The organism is Saccharothrix espanaensis DSM 44229 (genome assembly GCF_000328705.1).
GTDB classification, from domain to species: Bacteria; Actinomycetota; Actinomycetes; order Mycobacteriales; family Pseudonocardiaceae; genus Actinosynnema; species Actinosynnema espanaense.
The window spans coordinates 4,872,754-4,888,031 of record NC_019673.1; the positions used below are offsets into that span (position 1 = coordinate 4,872,754).

Annotated in this window: 13 protein-coding genes; 8 read left to right on the forward strand and 5 right to left on the reverse strand. The window is 72.8% G+C overall.

Annotated features, from left to right (window positions below; genetic code table 11):
• The first annotated feature begins 70 nt into the window (after positions 1-70).
• The 5 genes from BN6_RS47970 (at position 71) to BN6_RS21625 (ending at position 5,377) form a co-directional block, all read left to right on the forward strand.
• A complete protein-coding gene (locus BN6_RS47970; protein WP_197540169.1) occupies positions 71-427 on the forward strand; it encodes a PucR family transcriptional regulator ligand-binding domain-containing protein in 357 nt (118 codons plus the stop codon).
• Positions 358-1,575: a helix-turn-helix domain-containing protein gene (locus BN6_RS21610; RefSeq protein ID WP_197540170.1), complete on the forward strand. Its 1,218-nt coding sequence runs from the start codon at positions 358-360 to the stop codon at positions 1,573-1,575. Before BN6_RS47970 ends, BN6_RS21610 begins: the two co-directional genes overlap by 70 nt.
• A gap of 147 nt (positions 1,576-1,722) precedes the next feature.
• Positions 1,723-3,018, forward strand: a complete 1,296-nt coding sequence (locus BN6_RS21615; protein WP_015101858.1) for a flavin monoamine oxidase family protein — start codon at positions 1,723-1,725, stop codon at positions 3,016-3,018.
• Entirely contained in the window at positions 3,018-3,956 is a 939-nt protein-coding gene (gene speB / locus BN6_RS21620; protein WP_015101859.1) for an agmatinase, read from the forward strand. The genes BN6_RS21615 and speB overlap by 1 nt, the downstream gene beginning before the upstream one ends.
• Positions 3,953-5,377 (forward strand): gamma-aminobutyraldehyde dehydrogenase, encoded by a 1,425-nt coding sequence (locus BN6_RS21625; protein WP_015101860.1) that lies wholly within the window; start codon positions 3,953-3,955, stop codon positions 5,375-5,377. The genes speB and BN6_RS21625 overlap by 4 nt, the downstream gene beginning before the upstream one ends.
• A 23-nt stretch (positions 5,378-5,400) precedes the next feature.
• Here BN6_RS21625 and BN6_RS21630 read toward each other — a convergent pair whose 3' ends face one another.
• Complete coding sequence (locus tag BN6_RS21630) at positions 5,401-5,790, reverse strand: bacteriophage spanin2 family protein (RefSeq protein ID WP_015101861.1); 390 nt, start codon at positions 5,788-5,790, stop codon at positions 5,401-5,403.
• 220 nt (positions 5,791-6,010) lie between these two features.
• On the opposite strand from BN6_RS21630, the gene BN6_RS21635 reads away from it, so the two are divergent.
• Positions 6,011-7,165 carry an epoxide hydrolase family protein gene (locus tag BN6_RS21635; RefSeq protein WP_015101862.1) on the forward strand — a complete coding sequence of 385 codons (1,155 nt, stop codon included), beginning with the start codon at positions 6,011-6,013 and terminating at the stop codon, positions 7,163-7,165.
• Between the two features lie 324 nt (positions 7,166-7,489).
• Here the strand turns inward: BN6_RS21635 and BN6_RS21640 are convergent, their stop codons facing one another.
• On the reverse strand, positions 7,490-8,053 hold the full coding sequence (locus BN6_RS21640) for a M15 family metallopeptidase (protein ID WP_231904721.1): 564 nt from the start codon (positions 8,051-8,053) through the stop codon (positions 7,490-7,492).
• Positions 8,054-8,230: 177 nt separating this feature from the next.
• Complete coding sequence (locus BN6_RS21645) at positions 8,231-9,631, reverse strand: serine hydrolase domain-containing protein (RefSeq protein WP_231904722.1); 1,401 nt, start codon at positions 9,629-9,631, stop codon at positions 8,231-8,233.
• 86 nt (positions 9,632-9,717) lie between these two features.
• Here BN6_RS21645 and BN6_RS21650 point away from each other — a divergent pair, with 86 nt between their 5' ends.
• Positions 9,718-10,395, forward strand: coding sequence for a TetR/AcrR family transcriptional regulator (locus BN6_RS21650; protein WP_015101865.1), 678 nt, complete (start codon positions 9,718-9,720; stop codon positions 10,393-10,395).
• Positions 10,396-10,412: 17 nt separating this feature from the next.
• Here the strand turns inward: BN6_RS21650 and BN6_RS21655 are convergent, their stop codons facing one another.
• On the reverse strand, positions 10,413-10,661 hold the full coding sequence (locus BN6_RS21655) for a hypothetical protein (protein ID WP_041313565.1): 249 nt from the start codon (positions 10,659-10,661) through the stop codon (positions 10,413-10,415).
• 247 nt (positions 10,662-10,908) lie between these two features.
• Here BN6_RS21655 and BN6_RS21660 point away from each other — a divergent pair, with 247 nt between their 5' ends.
• On the forward strand, positions 10,909-11,508 hold the full coding sequence (locus tag BN6_RS21660; protein WP_041313568.1) for a helix-turn-helix domain-containing protein: 600 nt from the start codon (positions 10,909-10,911) through the stop codon (positions 11,506-11,508).
• Positions 11,509-11,517: 9 nt separating this feature from the next.
• On the opposite strand, the gene BN6_RS21665 is transcribed toward BN6_RS21660, so the two are convergent.
• On the reverse strand, positions 11,518-15,030 hold the full coding sequence (locus BN6_RS21665) for a tetratricopeptide repeat protein (protein WP_015101867.1): 3,513 nt from the start codon (positions 15,028-15,030) through the stop codon (positions 11,518-11,520).
• Positions 15,031-15,278: the final 248 nt, after the last annotated feature.

Below are 15,278 nucleotides of genomic sequence, written 5' to 3' on the forward strand. Positions count from 1 at the left end.
TAGGTGGGCGGGACCGGGCCCGTCGATGGACGTGGCGGTGAACTTCCCGCGCAGGGTGGACACTGTGTCCATGCCGCTCACCGTGAACGCCCTGCTGGCCGTGCGCGACCTGCACCTGGCGCTGGTCGCCGGCGCGACCGGGCGGGACCGGGTGATCGAGGCCGCGCACGTCTCGGAGCTGGCCCGGCCCGGCGAGTGGCTGCACGGCGGTGAACTGCTGATGACGGCCGGTGTGGTGCTGCCGACCGACCCGGAGTCGTGCCGGGGGTACGTGCGGGACGTGGTGGACGGCGGCGCGGCGGCGCTCGGGTTCGGCGTCGGCCACGGCCAGCCCCACCTCGCGCCGCCCGCGCGCTGGTGGCCGCCGCCGAGGAGGCCGGGCTGCCGCTGCTGGTGGTGCCGGACGAGGTGCCGTTCATCGCGGTGACCAAGGCGGTGTTCGCGGCGCTCGCGGCCGAGGACCGGCGCGCGTTGGAGCACACCGTCGACGTGCAGCGCCGGCTCACCGTCGCCGCGACCTCCGGCGGCCTCGACGCGATCCTCAAGGTGTGGCTGGACGCGACCGGCCGCGCCGCCGTGGTGACCGACCTGCTCGGCCGGGAGCTGGCCGGCGTCGGCCCCGCCGCCCGCCCGCTGCTCGCCGCCGGGCGCACCGTGCTGGACGAGGTGGGCGCGCGCGGCCTGCTGGGCAGCGCGTCCGTGGCGGTGGACGGGCTGACCGTGGGCGTGCAGCCGATCGGCGCCCGCCGGCTGCGCGGGCACCTGCTGCTGGCCCGCCCGCCGCAGCCCACGCCCGGCACCGCGGACGCCGCGCTGGTGTCGCTGCTGACGCTGGAGCTGGAACGCCGCCACCTGGCCGACGAGCCGCGCCGGCGGGCCGGTGCGGAGGCGACGGCCCGGCTGCTCGCCGGGATGCCCGACGACCAGGCCGCCGCGACCCTCGCCGCGTTCGGCCTGTCCGCGCCCTCGGTGCGCGGCCTCGCCGTGCGGGCCCGGCCCGACGACACCGCGGAACTCGCGGCCGACCTGGCGCTCGTGCTGCCCGGCGGTCTGGTCCGGTCCTCCGGCGACACGGTCGAGGCGCTGGTGGTGGACGAGGTCGACGTCCCGGCGCTGCTCGACCGGTTCGCGCCCGGACGCCCGGCCGGGATCGGCGCGGCGCTGCGGCCCGGCGCGGCGGCGGTGTCGCTTCGGCAGGCACGGGCGCTGGTGGCGACCAGCAGCCGGCTCGGCCGGCCGGCGGAGGCCGGCGAGCACAGCACCAGCCGACTGCTGCTCACGCTCGGACCGCCGGAGCTGCTGGCGTCGTTCGCCGACACCGTGCTGGCGCCGATCGACGCCGCCGACCCGCGCGGGCAGCTCCTGGCGACCCTGCGGGTGTGGCTGGACGCGAACGGCGCGTGGGACGTCACCGCCCAGCGCCTGGGCGTCCACCGGCACACGGTCCGCAACCGCGTCGACCGGATCGAGCAGCTCACCGGGCGTGCGCTGGCCACCGCGTCCACGCGCTACGAGCTGTGGCTCGCGCTGGAGGCACGGGACGCTCTCTCCTACGCGAGCCCGACCCGCCCCTGACCTGGGCGCGCCCGGCCTGGACGTCGCGGCGGGTTCCGGCCGTGAAGTTGGACGTGGCGTCGATCGACCCGGCGGCGGGGCGACCGTAGTTTCGCCGACACGGCCCGCAGCGGCGCGCCGTGCACGGTGACAGGAGGCGGGTGCTCGATGGGTTCTCCGGAAGTCGATGTCGCGATCGTGGGTGCCGGGTTCGCCGGGCTGACGGCCGCGCATGACCTGGCGGCGGCCGGGCGCGCGGTACGCGTGCTGGAGGCGCGGGGCCGGATCGGCGGCCGCACCTGGTACCGCACCGACCTGGTCGACGGGGTCGGGCTGGAGATGGGCGGCACGTGGATCGTCCCGGAGCAGACCTTCGTCACCGACGAGGTGCGCCGGTACGGCATCGCGGTGTCCGACAGCGAACTGCCCGAGCGGATGACCTGGTCGGACCGGGGCAGCGTGCTGACCTCGCTGCTCCCGGTGCCGCCCGCCGAACTCGAAGACCTGGAGCACGCGGTCCGCGCGCTGGTCGCCGCCGGCGCGCGGCTCGACGTGGACCGCCCGCTGGCCGAGCAGGGCCTCGCCGACCTCGACGTGCCGATCCGCGAGTGGGCGGACGCGGCCGGGCTGCGCGGCAACGCCCGCGAGCTGCTGATCTCGTGGTTCTGCGGGTGCGGCAACGCCTCCGCCGACACCGGCTCCGCGCTGGACGTGCTGCGCTGGCTCGCCGCGATGGGCAACTCGGTGTGGGGCATGGTCCGGGCCAGCGTGCTCGGGCAGACCTTCGACTCCGGGACCGCCGCCCTGGCCGAGGCGATCGCGCACGACAGCGGCGCGGAGATCCTGCTCAACGCGCCCGTGCGGTCGATTCGCCAGGAGGCCGACCACGTCGTCCTGGTCCACGACGGCGGGCAGCTCACGGCCCGCCGGGTGCTGGTGACCGTGCCGCTCGGGGTGTTGCGGCACATCGACTTCCGGCCCGCGCTGTCGCCCGGCAAGCTCGCCGTCTCCACCGAGAACCACGCGGGGCAGGGCCAGAAGGTGTGGGCGGTGGCCCGCGACGTGCCGCCGGACCTGAGCGGCTACGGCTGGGGCACCGCGTTCGACTACGTCGGCGCGATGAAGACCCTGCCCGAGGGCGTGCTGCTGGTGTGCTTCGCGCCGGAGCACGACCGGGTGGACGGCAACGACCCGGCGGACGTGCAGCGCGCGGTCCGCGAGTTCGCGCCGGACGCCGTGGTCGTCGCCACCGCCACCCACGAGTGGGTGGACGACGAGTGGTCGCGCGGCACGTGGACGACGTTCCGGGCCGGCCAGATCTCCCGCTACGAGCAGGACCTCGCCGTCCCCGAGGGCCTGGTGCACTTCGCGGGCGCGCACACCGCGCGGCGGTGGCCGGGGTTCATCGACGGCGCGATCGACAGCGGCCGGCGCGCCGCCGCCGAGTTGCTGGCGGTGCTGTGATGCCGATCGGCCCCGCCGACGCCACCCGGATCCCGCGCTACGCCGGGGACAGCACCTTCGCCCGGCTGCCCCGGCTGACCGACCTGCCCGACGCCGACGTGCTGGTGTGGGGCGTGCCGTTCGACGCGGGCGTCAGCTACCGGCCGGGTGCCCGGTTCGGGCCGGCGCACGTGCGGCAGAGCTCGCGCCTGCTGCGGCCCTACAACCCGGCGCTGGACGTGGAGCCGTTCACCGCGCGGCAGGTCGCCGACGCCGGGGACGTCGGGGTCAACCCGTTCGACATCGGCGAGGCGGTGGCCACGATCGAGGCGGCGGCCCGCGAGCTGGGCGGGACCCGGCGCAGGCTGCTCACGATCGGCGGCGACCACACCATCGCGCTGCCGCTGCTGCGCGTGCAGCACGAGCGGCACGGACCGGTGGCGGTGCTGCACTTCGACGCGCACCTCGACACCTGGGACACCTACTTCGGCGCCGCCTACACCCACGGCACACCGTTCCGCCGGGCCGGCGAGGAGGGGCTGGTCGACGCCGACCACTCGGTGCACGTCGGCATCCGGGGCCCGCTGTACTCGAAGCTGGACCTGGCCGAGAGCGAGGAGCTCGGGTTCACCGCCGTGCACGCCCGCGACTTCGCCCGGCAGCCGATCGACGCGATCATCGACCGGGTCCGGGCCCGGCTGGGCGACCGGCCGGTGTACGTCTCGGTCGACATCGACGTGCTCGACCCGGGTTTCGCGCCGGGCACCGGGACCCCGGAAGCGGGCGGCCTGTCCAGCCGTGAACTGCTGGAGGTGCTGCGCGGCCTGTCCGGGCTCAACGTGGTGGGCGCGGACCTCGTGGAGGTCTCCCCGGCCTACGACCACGCCGAGATCACCGGAATCGCCGCCGCCCACGTGCTCTACGAACTGCTGTCCGTGCTGCCCGAGGAGGAGCGGTGACCGACGCCGTGCACAACGTCATCGGCGGGCAGACCCGCGAAACGATCGCCGGGGCGACCACGGAACTGGTCGACCCCAGCACCGGCGAGGTCTGCGACACCGCACCACTGTCCACTGTGGAGGACGTCGACGCCGCTTATCGCGCGGCCGTCGACGCTTTCGAGGTGTGGCGCGACACCACGCCGGGGCAGCGCCAAGTCGCGTTGCTGCGGTGCGCGGACGCGCTGGAGCGCCGTGCGGCGGAGTTCGTCGCCGCCGAGTGCCGCGACACCGGCAAGCCGACCGCGACCACGCTGTCCGACGAGGTGCTGGCCGCCGTGGACGCGCTGCGGTTCTTCGCCGGCGCGGCGCGGGTGCTGCCCGGTGTCGGCGCGACCGAGTACGCGCCCGGCCACACCTCCTACGTGCGACGTGAGCCGGTGGGCGTGGTCGGTCAGGTCGCGCCGTGGAACTACCCGTTGCTCATGGCGATGTGGAAGATCGCGCCCGCGCTGGCGGCGGGCAACACGGTGGTGCTCAAGCCCGCCGACACCACCCCGGTGACCGCGGTGATGTTCGGGGTGCTGGCGGCCGAGTTCCTGCCTGCGGGCGTGCTCAACGTCGTGTGCGGCGACCGCGACACGGGTCGTGCGGTGGTGGCCCACCCGGCCGCCGCGATGGTGTCGATCACCGGGTCGACCCGGGCAGGCGTGGAGGTGGCCCGCAGCGCGGCCGACCGGGTCGCCCGCACGCACCTGGAACTGGGCGGCAACGCGCCCGTGGTCGTGTTCGCCGACGCGGACCTCGACGCGGCAGTGGAGGGGATCGTCGCGACGGGCTTCTTCAACGCCGGGCAGGACTGCACGGCGGCGTCCCGGGTCCTGGTCGACCGCCGCGTGCACGACGAGTTCGCCGCCCGCTTGGCCGAACGAGCCAGGACCGTCCACACCGGACCACCGAGCGACCCGACCGCCCACTACGGCCCGCTGAACAACGCCGACCAGTTCGCCCGCGTCCGCGCCATCCTCGACGGCCTGCCCGACCACGCCCGGATCACCGCCGGCGGCGAGGCCGTGGGCGAGCGCGGCTACTTCCTCGCGCCGACGGTCGTCACCGGGGTCCGGCAGGACGACGCCGTGGTCCAACAGGAGAACTTCGGCCCGGTGCTGACCGTGCAGCCGTTCACCGACGAGGCCCACGCGCTGCGGTTGGCGTGCGGGGTGGAGCAAGGACTGGCCGCGAGCGTGTGGACCAGCGACCACGGACGTGCGCTGCGCATGTCGGCCCGGCTTGACTTCGGCTGCGTGTGGATCAACACCCACATGGTCCTGGTGCCCGAGATGCCGCACGGCGGGTTCAAGCAGTCCGGCTACGGGAAGGACCTCTCGCAGTACAGCCTGGAGGAGTACACGCGCGTGAAGCACGTGATGCACAAACTCTGACGGCCGGGTCCCGGGCTTCCGGGTCACGGGGCGCAGGCGCTGGTGAGCGCGGCCACCTGGTCGGCCTTGGTGGCGAGCCAGGCGGCCGGGCGGCCGACCAGGTCGTCCACGGTGACGTCGCGCAGCGTCGCGGCGAGCGCGGCGATGGCCTGGTTGACGGTGGTGTCGGCGGCCGACGCGGCGAGGTCGGTCAGCGAGTTCGCGGCGTCGTGCGCGCTGCTCACCGCCCGCTCCGGCGACCCGGCGTCGAAGATCCGCCCGGCCTGGGACAGCGCGTCGGCGCACACCTGCACGGTGGTCGCGGTGTTGGAGATGGCGTTGGCGGTGTTCGCGACTTCCTGTGCGGCACCGCAGCCGCTCAGGACGACGGCGAGGGTGGCAGCGGACAACGCGACAGCGACAGGGGAACGCATCAGGACTCCTCCGGCTCAACCGAACCAGAGGTCTCCCCGGTCGTCGCGAGGCGACGACGTCGTGACCGAGCCGCTGTGGAGCGGCCGTAATGACGATCACGAACCGGGCGGGTACTCCCCTCCGCACCACAAGCATCCGACACTCCCGGCCTCCACGTCAAGCGACCACCACTACTAATCCAGGACCGAACCTGTCCGCAATGGTTCCTAACCTGGTCACATGACCGACGAGATCACCCCCTTCCGCATCGGGGTCCCGCAGCGCGACCTCGACGACCTGCGCGACCGGCTGGCCGCGACCCGGTGGCCGGCCCCGCTTCCGGGCGACGGCTGGGACACCGGCGTGCCGACCGCCTGGCTCCGCGACCTCGCCGAGTACTGGCGCACCGGCTACGACTGGCGGGCCGCCGAGGCGGAACTCAACCGGCACCCGCAGTTCACCACCGTGATCGACGGGCAGCGCGTGCACTTCCTGCACGTCCGCTCCCCCGAGCCGGACGCGTTCCCGCTGGTGCTCACGCACGGCTGGCCCGGTTCGGTGGTCGAGTTCCTGGACCTGATCGGGCCGCTCACCGACCCCCGGGCACACGGCGGCGACCCCGCCCACGCGTTCCACGTCGTCATCCCGTCGCTGCCGGGTTTCGGCTTCTCCGGTCCCACGGCGGACGGCGGCTGGGACGTCGAGCGGATCGCCCGCGCGTGGGCGGAACTGATGCGGCGGCTGGGCTACGAGCGCTACGGCGCGCACGGCGGTGACATCGGCGCGGCGGTGAGCCCGGAGCTGGGCCGGGTCGCCCCGGACCGCGTCGCGGGCGTCCACGTCAACGGCGGCCCCGGCCCGCTCCCGCCGTTGCCGCTGTCAGAGGAGGACACCGCCGCGCTGACCGACCTCGAACGCGACCGGATCCGGCGGATCGAGGCGTTCATGCAGGAGGAGTTCGGCTACATCTCGATCCAGTCGACGCGTCCGCAGACCCTCGCGCACGGCCTGGTCGACTCCCCCGCCGGGCAGCTCGCGTGGATCATGGACAAGTTCCGCGAGTGGACCCACCCGCGCGACGTCGACCCCGACAAGATCATCGACCGCGACCGGTTGCTCACCAACGTGATGATCTACTGGCTGACCGGAACGGCGGGTTCGGCGGCGTACGTCGGCTACGCGCAACAGCAGTCGTGGGGCGTGGTGCCGGAGAACTCCGGCGTACCCACCGGCGTGATCGTGTTCGCGCACGACGTGGCGATCCGCCGCTACTCGGAAGCGGAGAACACCATCACGCGCTGGGTCGACGTCAACCGGGGCGGCCACTTCGCCGCCCTCGAAGAACCCGAACTGCTCCTAGCCGACATCCGCGAGTTCTTCGCCAAAATCCGCTGACACACCGCCTTGCCGACAATCACCAAGTCGCCCACCCCCAATCCTCCTCACACCGATCCTCTTCGCACCGCGTCCTTCGGTGGCCGGATGCCCCCCGCCCCCTGGTCCTGGCATCCGTTAGCACCGGGTCGGCGGTGTCAAGGGTGCCCGTAGGGCATCGCGCAGCGACGCGAAGCGCCCTTGATGCCGTCGGCCCGGTGTTAAAGAATCAGACCTCCAGGGGGACGGGCCACCGACCAAACAGTGGCCTCCGCCGACACCGGCACCGGCACCGGCACCGAAATCCAACCCGTCACGGCCTCACCACAACCTCAAGCTGACGGGTCACCCGGACGCATCGTTGCGCTGCAACGGACATAGGCCACCAGGCGTGGTCAGAAGCTCGAAGTGCCACATCTCGTTCGCGTAGGTCTGGCAGAGCCCGTAGTCCGCGCCGTGACGGGTGAGCCAGTCGGCGGCGTCCGTTGGGCCGATGTCGATCGCCTTGCCGACCACATGCTCGGACGTCTCCGGCGTGCTGACGAACCGGCGCGCTTCCTCGACGCTGCCGAACCTGGCTACGGCCTCGTCCAGCAGCCGCTGCTGGTAGGCCTTGCTCCGCCACCCCGACGTGACGCGCAACTCGATCCCCGCCGCCCCCGCATCCACCGCAGCCGCGCGCACCGCCGCCAGCAGGGCGGGGTCCAGCTTGCGGAGGGCGGCATGCCCAGTCTCGGTCAGTGCGATGCTGGTGTTGTCGGGAATGCTCCCGTCCTCCTCGGCCCGCCCCGCCGAGTGCCCGGCGGCACCCTTCCCCGAGAACCCCGCCGCACAGCCCGTCAACGCCACGGCAACCACCCCGACCACCGCCACCAAGGCCCGCCGCCCACCACCGACCCGTTCGCGCACCCCTTGGCAGGACATGTCTTCCTCACTGGTAGAGCCGGAAACCAACCCCTCCGACCCTGCCCGCGAGATATCCGCACCCCATGCCCGCAATGTCCGCGTTCTGCAACGACCCACACCCGCACCAGCACCCACACGGGCCCCACCACCCGCATCAGCACCCGCGCCGACTGCGCCGGGTCAGGCGCGGACGAAGAGGCGGCCGGCAAGGTCGATGCCGACGACCGTGCCGCTCTCGTCGCGGCTGAAGTAGCCCCGCTGGCCCTGGAGACCGCCTTCGACAAGCACGTACTCGTCGCCATCGCCGGGCAGGAAGCCGATCGCGGCCGGCGGGTAGTCCGGGGGCATCTCGGTCTCCGACGCGGCCCGGACCTCCGGCTTGATCCCGACTTCCAGGGTCAGGCCGGTGCCGTCGGTGGCGATGTCGAGGAACATCGCGTCGCCCTGGTAGCGGCCCGCGACCTCGCGCGCCCGCGCCTCATCGTGCGGGATCGGCTGCGGGTCGCGCTCGACCACGCCGAGGTGGTGCTCCAGCGCCCAGCGGACGACGTCCTGGTTGAAGCGAAAGCCGTCCGGGCCGACGTTGGACAGGGAGACGACCGCGAAGTTCCGCTCGGGCACGATGAGCAGTTCGGCGAACTGGCCGTTGCCCGACCCGCCGTGGCCGATGGTGCGGACGCCGTCGACGCCGCGCAGGAACCACGAGATGCCGACGCCGTCACCGAGGGTGCTGGCGCGCATCTCGACGGTTCGCTCCCGCATCCGCCGCAGGGCGTCGGCGGACAGCACCCCGTCCACCTCCCCGAGGTGGAACCGGGCCCAGCGCAGCAGGTCGGCGACCGACGACACGATCCCGCCACCCGGGTTGTTGCCGCGCGCGCCGGCCCGCCACGCCGCCCACGGGCGCGCGGGGCGCAACACCCCGTCCGCGTCGGGGTTGTGGCCCACGGCGAACTTGCGGACCATCACCTCGTCGATCTCGAAGACCGTGTCGGTCAGCCCGAGCGGCTCCAGGACCAGGGCGGCCACGGCCTTCTCGTAGCTCATGCCGGTGACGTTCTCGATGACCCGCCCGGCCAGGTTGTAGCCCGCCTGGCTGTAGGACGCGCGGGTGCCGGGCGGCGCGATCGTGGCCAGCCGGGACAGCCGGGCCACGAACCCGGCCAGGGAGTCGTCGTCACCGTCGGCGTCGATCAGGTTCCAGTCCAGCCCGGCGGTGTGGTTGAGCAGGTTACCCACGGTGATCCGGGCGGCGGTCGACTCGTCGGCGAGCACGAGGTCGGGGACGTACCGGCGCACCGGGGCGTCCAGGTCGACCCGGCCCTCCTCGGCCAGCCGGATCAGCGCGGTCCCGGTGAAGGTCTTGGTCACCGACGCGAGGTGGAACAGCGTGTGCTCGTCCACCGGCGCCGGGTTGTCCAGGTTGGTCACGCCGTGGGCCGCGTAGAGCTCCCGGCCGCCCACCAGCACCCCGACCGCCGCACCCGGGACGCGGTACTCCCCCGCCTTCGCCGCGACGAACCCGGCCAGCGCCTGCGCGGACTGCTTCTCCTGCGACATCATGCTCCCCCTTGCGCTCACTTGAACTAAGTACAAGTCAGACCCTAGAAGTCACTTGAACAAAGTGCAAGTCTCCGCCTGAACTTAGTTCAACTAGGCTGTCGACCATGCCGCGAGACACCCTGACCGCAGACCAGATCGTCCGCGCCGCCATCGACCTGCTCGACGACGAGGGACTCGACGGCCTCAACATGCGCAGCCTGGGCAAACGCCTCGACTCGGCGGCGACCGCGATCTACTGGCACATCAAGACCAAGGACGACCTGGTCCGGCTGGCCGGCGACGCGATCTGGACCGAGGTCGACCTGCCCGACCCGGACACCACCGACTGGCGCGCCGCGGCCACCGCCATGGCCGTCAGCGTGCACGCGATGCTCACCCGGCACCCGTGGCTGGGCCAGGCGTTCGGCAGCCACCTGCTCTACGGCCACGGCAAGTCCCGCCACGACGACCACAGCCTGGCCCTCTACGAAAAGGCCGGCTTCGCCCCGGCCGACGCCGACCGCGCCGCGGCCACCGTGTTCCTCTTCGTGCTGGGCAGCGCCCTGGGACCCGCCGCGCACGTCTCGCTGACCCGCCGGCTGACCAAGAACGGCGGCGACCCGGAAGAGCTGATGGCCGACACGATGGCACGGGCGACCGAGATCGCCCAGCAGTTCCCCCGCCTGCGCGAACGGATCGAGACCACGGACTACCTCGGCGCACCCGACAACAGCTTCGAGTTCGGCCTCACCGCCATCCTCGACGGCTTCGAAGCCCGCCTGGCCACCGGCACTCCCGGCTGACCTCGGCCGGCGGGACGCTACCGCCCGACCCGCGTCCCGTGCAGCACGTACCTGATCGCGGCCATCGAGATGTCGTGCCGGTTGTGCACGATCCGGTAGTGCTCGTGGATGCGCTCCGCGTCCCAGCCCGGACGCCGGCCCAACGACAGGATGTCGTCCTGGACGTCCTGCGCCGGCAGGCTCGGCTTCGGACCCCGGTCCGGCGGCCGGTCCTCGCTGCGGATGTCGTACTCGCCCCGCCTGCTGGTGTCGTCGTCATAGACCATGCGCACCGCCCCCTCGCTGTGCCGCGCCGGACGGCCCTGACGGTAGGAACGGCGATGTGCGCAGGTCCATGACATGTTGTCGGGCAGGAACCTGACAGCGGACGGCGGGTTCAGGACGGGGTGGCGACAGCCCGCGCGGCGATCACGGCATGATCTCCGAGCCTTTGCTGAGATTGTCCGTCGAGCCCCGCTCGGAGCCGAACGCCGGCGGTACCCGTGGTCGCCGGGGAAGGGATCCCCTGTACCGGTGGTCGCCCGCATCGCGGTTGTCGACCCGCTGCCGCTGTTCCGGCAGGGGGTCGCCTCGGTCCTGTCGGCGGCCGGGCACTCCGTGGAGACACCGACCGACGTCAGCCTGTGGCTGCGCCGCGCCAAGTCCTCCGTGGTGCTGCTGACCGTGCGGTCCGAGCGCGACTGGGACCTGCTCGACCGGCTGTGCGGCGCGGCCGGGCACCACCTGGTGATCGCGGTGCTGGACGCGGAGTCTGCCGTCCTGGGCGCACGTGCGGTGCGGACCGGGGCACGGTCGGTGCTCGCCCGAGACGTCGCCGCCGACACGCTGCGCCAGACCGTGGAGGCGACGATCGGCGGCCAGGCCGTGATGCCCGCCGACGTGGCCGCCGCGCTGGCCGGCGGTACCCCGCCCAACGGGCAGCGCGCCCTGTCCGCCGAGCAGCTCTCGTGGTTGCGGCAGTTGGCGAGTGGTTCCACGGTGACGCAGATGGCCGATCGGGCCGGCTACTCGGAACGGGCGATGTTCCGCCTGTTGCAGGCCGTGTACCGACAGATGGGAGTGCGGACGCGGCTGGAGGCGATCATGCGCGCGCAGGAGTCGGGCTGGTTGTGAGCCCGCGCGTCAGAGGGCGTCCAGGGCGCGCCCGAGCAGGCCCTGGTCGTCCAGTTCTCCGATCAGGAACCGCAACCGGTCGACCAGTGCGGGCGGGGTCCGCCGCCGCGTCCTGCCGAGCACCTCGACGGCCGGGGCGAGATCCGCCCCGTCCACCAGGTGCAGTCCGCAGAGCGCGTAGCCGCGGAAGTCCCAGGCCGCGAAGTCGTCGCCGTCGAGAGCGGTGCGGGCGGTCGACTCGTCCAGCAGCGCGCGGAACCGGCGGCTCGCCGTCGCCCGGTCGCCCTTCTGGTAGGACGCCAGGCCGAGCAGCGCGAGCACGACCAGCGAACGCCCTTCGGTTCGGTAGGGGAGCGCTTGCTCGATCTCGCTCCAGGCGTGCTCGCGACGGCCCGTCTTCAGGTAGACCAGGCAGAGCGTGGTCCGCGCCTGCAACAGGGTGACCGGGTCGTGGTGGCGCAACGCCTCGTCCACGGCGGTCAGCGCCGCCGCTTGCGCCAACTCGAACTCGCCTTGGTGGACCAGCAGGGTGGCGCGCCCGTCCAGGCAGGAGGTCCGCAGCCACGATCCGCCGAGTTCGGTCGCCGCCAGCTTCGCGAGTTCGACGTATCGCGTCGCCTCGACCGCGTCACCCCGCTCCCCGAACCACCGCGCGAGCTTGAGCATGAGGGCGACACCGCGGGACTCCGCGTGGTCGCGTGCCGACCGGGTGTCCGGGTAGTCGGGTCGTCGCGGCAGCTCAAGCGCCTCCACCGCGTGCCGCACGGCGTCCTCGTAGCGCCCCTGACGCCGGTCGCAGTCCGCGATGCCCTCCAGCGCGCCCATCAGGATCACCGGGTCGTCCAGCCGGCGGGCGTCGTCGCGCGCCAGCTCGAAGTAGCCGAGGGCGCGGTTCGTGTCGCTCCACTGCCAGTACAGCGCCGCGAGGTTGACCCGGATCTTCGCCTGGCTGATCTCGTCACGGCGGGCGGTCGCGAGGGCGAACGCCCGCCCATAGGCCGATGCGGCCTCGTCGAACCGCCCGTAGGTCGTGTAGATGATCGCCAACGCGTTGTGGTTGGCCAGTTCCAGGTGGTCATCCCCCAGCCGGCCGCGAACCTCTTGGCGTGGCTTGAGCAGCAGGTGGGCGGCGTTCCACTCGCTGAGCACGTCGTGGATCAACTCGATCACGTTGTACGCCGACGCGTGTTTGCGCCCCCTGAGCAGCGCGGTGAGCTCCGCGAAGTGGACGCGGAGGTCTTCCACGCTCCGGGGATCGTTGTTCTGGAGGAAGGTCAGCTGTGTCGCCGCGAGGAAGTACAGGGTGCCGCGCGCTTCCTCGCTCGGCAGGTGGTCGAGCACCAGACGGGCGTCCTGCGCGGGAATGACGTACTGGTCGGGCGGCGCACGCCGGATGACGCGCCCGGCCACCAGAGTCGACAAGGCGCGCCGGACGTCGTCCGGGGGTACGTCGCCGAGCAGCCCGACGACGGCGGTGTCCGGAACCGGGGTGTCGAGCGCCGCGAGGGCGTGCAGCACCCGGCTTTCGGCCGGCGCGAGCCCCTCCAGGAGCAGGCCGGTCAGGTAGCCCGGCACGGATTTCCTGGGCTGCGGTGCCAGCAGGGCCGCGAGGGCCCGCAGGTCGATCGCGGTCTTCGCCACCGCGACCACCGCGTGGGCCAGTTCGGCATAACGGGGGTTGCCCTGCATCCGGTCGTACAGCGCGCGGCGCGTCTGCTCGGGCAAGCTCGTGTGGTCCCACCGGCTGTCGTCGTCCAGACCGGCGAGGTGGTGCAGGAAGTACTCGTAGGGCAGCTTGTCCAGGTAGAGGGGCGCTTCGGCGGTCGGCCACGTGCCGGCGGCGGGCGAGGCGAGCTCTTGCTGGGTCGCCAGCAGGACGGTGACGCGGTGGCCGGGCCTGGTCGCGAGCATCTCCAGGGCCTCGTCGAGGTCCGGGTCCACCAGCTTGCCGGTGTCCGGGTCCAGCAGGTTCTCCGCGGAGTCCACCGCGACCACCACCGGCGACTCGCCCAGCCGCCGCAGCGTCGCCTCCAGCCGCACCAGCGACGACCTGCCGTACTGGGGCGCGGGCAGCGCCTCCGACGTGCCCTCCACGTAGTCGATCAGCGTCCCGGTGTCCAGCCGTGCCACGGCGTCGGTCTCGTGCCGGCAGATCCGTGCCGGGAACCGCCCGAGGTCCCGCGCGGGCGCGCCGTCCAAGGCGACGTCGAGGAGCTTCGTCTTGCCGATGCCGCGCAGCCCGCGCAGCACGGTGACCCCCCACGGACCGTCGGACAGCCGGGTCCGCAGGGCGAGGAGGTCGGACTTGCGGTCGACCAGCGGACCGGGCAGTTCCCGGTTCGAGGACCCGAGGGCGCTCGGCGGCACGGCCGGCTCGACCCGCTCTGCACGTCCGAGCGTTCGCTGGTACGCCTCCGCCGCCGTCGCCGCCAAGTGGAAGCACCATTCCTTCGCGGCGTCCTCCTCGCGGGTGCGGATCCGCCGACCGAGGTGCATCAGGGCGGCACCCACCAGCGACAGCAGGCACTGCTGCCGCCATTCCGCGCCCAGGCCCTTCTTCAACTTCGGCGCGGACGACTCGTGGACCGCCGCGCTGAGCCTGCGCAGGTACTCGTACCGGGGCGTGACGTCGTCCGCGTCCGGGTCCACCAGCACCCGGGAGAGCTTCAGCCGCGTCGAGGCCTTGAACGACTCGAACTCGTCCAGCGCGAGCGTGACCAGCAGGTGCATCGGGTCGCGCGCGAGCGGGGCGTCGGTGGCGAACCGGTCGTAGTCGATCAGGACGAACGAGTCGGCGTCGACGGTGGGCTCTTTCGGCACGAGGATGTTGCGGCCGTTGAGGTCGCCGTGTGCTTTGCCGACGATGAAGTCGTGCGTCCGGCGGCCCGCCGCCGTGTCCGCGACGAGCGTGAACGGGTTGGCCAGCGCACCCGGCCAGCCGTGCCGGGTGACGCGCTCCTCGGTCCCGTCGACGGCGATGCCCGCCGCGTGCGCCCACCGCCAGACCTCGGTCCGACGCCGGCGCAGGATGTCACCGAGCACGTCGGCCACCGCGCGCCGCGGCATCGGGGTGCGGTCCTTGTTCCAGTCGCGCACGACCGAGCGGACGATCGTGCCGCAGTGATCGGGGAAGTCCTTGTCCTCGATCAGGGAGGTCAGCGCGCCGACCGTGGCGATGTTGCCACCCGCGACCCGCAGGAAGACCGCCCGCCAGTCGCCCAGCGGCAGGGCTTGGCGCTCGACCTTGGCCAGCCGCTTGGTGAAGGACTTCGAGGCGCTCCACGCGGCCTGCGTGTTCGAGATCCGCCGCTCGCCGTCGGCTCGGAAGAACTTCAGGACCAGCTGGTCGACGTCGTCGAGCCCCCGGCGCAGCACGCGGGCGACCGGTTCCCCGCTGCGGCCGTCGGTGAACCACTCCTTGTGGTCCAGGGTGAAGTCCTGGCCGGCCAGCCAGTCCTCCAGCGCGTCCACCACCCCCTCGGGCAGTTCGTCCCAGGCTTCCCGGTCGCCGAGACGCCCCATGCCCCCTCCTGACGGCCGACGTCACTGCCCCAGCGAATCTAGACGCCGCGCCCGGTCCGGCGAATCCGCCCGTGGGGTGGTCGGACGCCTTCAACCGTACGGACTTGTCCGACCTGACCTCCCGCGCTCGGACCGATCACGCGCCGGGCGGATCGTTGACCGCGTTGCCCGACGACGAAGGAGCGCCATGACCGGTCGACCCGGCAGCCACCCCACGCCCCGGACCCACCCGGTCCCGTCAGCCGAGC

Bases quoted from the DNA above. Each gene is read 5' to 3' on its own strand.
- speB (WP_015101859.1), top strand. From the start codon at position 3,018: ATGCCGATCGGCCCCGCCGACGCCACCCGGATCCCGCGCTACGCCGGG.
- BN6_RS21650 (WP_015101865.1), top strand. From the start codon at position 9,718: ATGCCGCGAGACACCCTGACCGCAGACCAGATCGTCCGCGCCGCCATC.
- BN6_RS21615 (WP_015101858.1), top strand. From the start codon at position 1,723: ATGGGTTCTCCGGAAGTCGATGTCGCGATCGTGGGTGCCGGGTTCGCC.
- BN6_RS47970 (WP_197540169.1), top strand. From the start codon at position 71: ATGCCGCTCACCGTGAACGCCCTGCTGGCCGTGCGCGACCTGCACCTG.
- BN6_RS21630 (WP_015101861.1), bottom strand. From the start codon at position 5,790: ATGCGTTCCCCTGTCGCTGTCGCGTTGTCCGCTGCCACCCTCGCCGTC.
- BN6_RS21665 (WP_015101867.1), bottom strand. From the start codon at position 15,030: ATGGGGCGTCTCGGCGACCGGGAAGCCTGGGACGAACTGCCCGAGGGG.
- BN6_RS21635 (WP_015101862.1), top strand. From the start codon at position 6,011: ATGACCGACGAGATCACCCCCTTCCGCATCGGGGTCCCGCAGCGCGAC.
- BN6_RS21655 (WP_041313565.1), bottom strand. From the start codon at position 10,661: ATGGTCTATGACGACGACACCAGCAGGCGGGGCGAGTACGACATCCGC.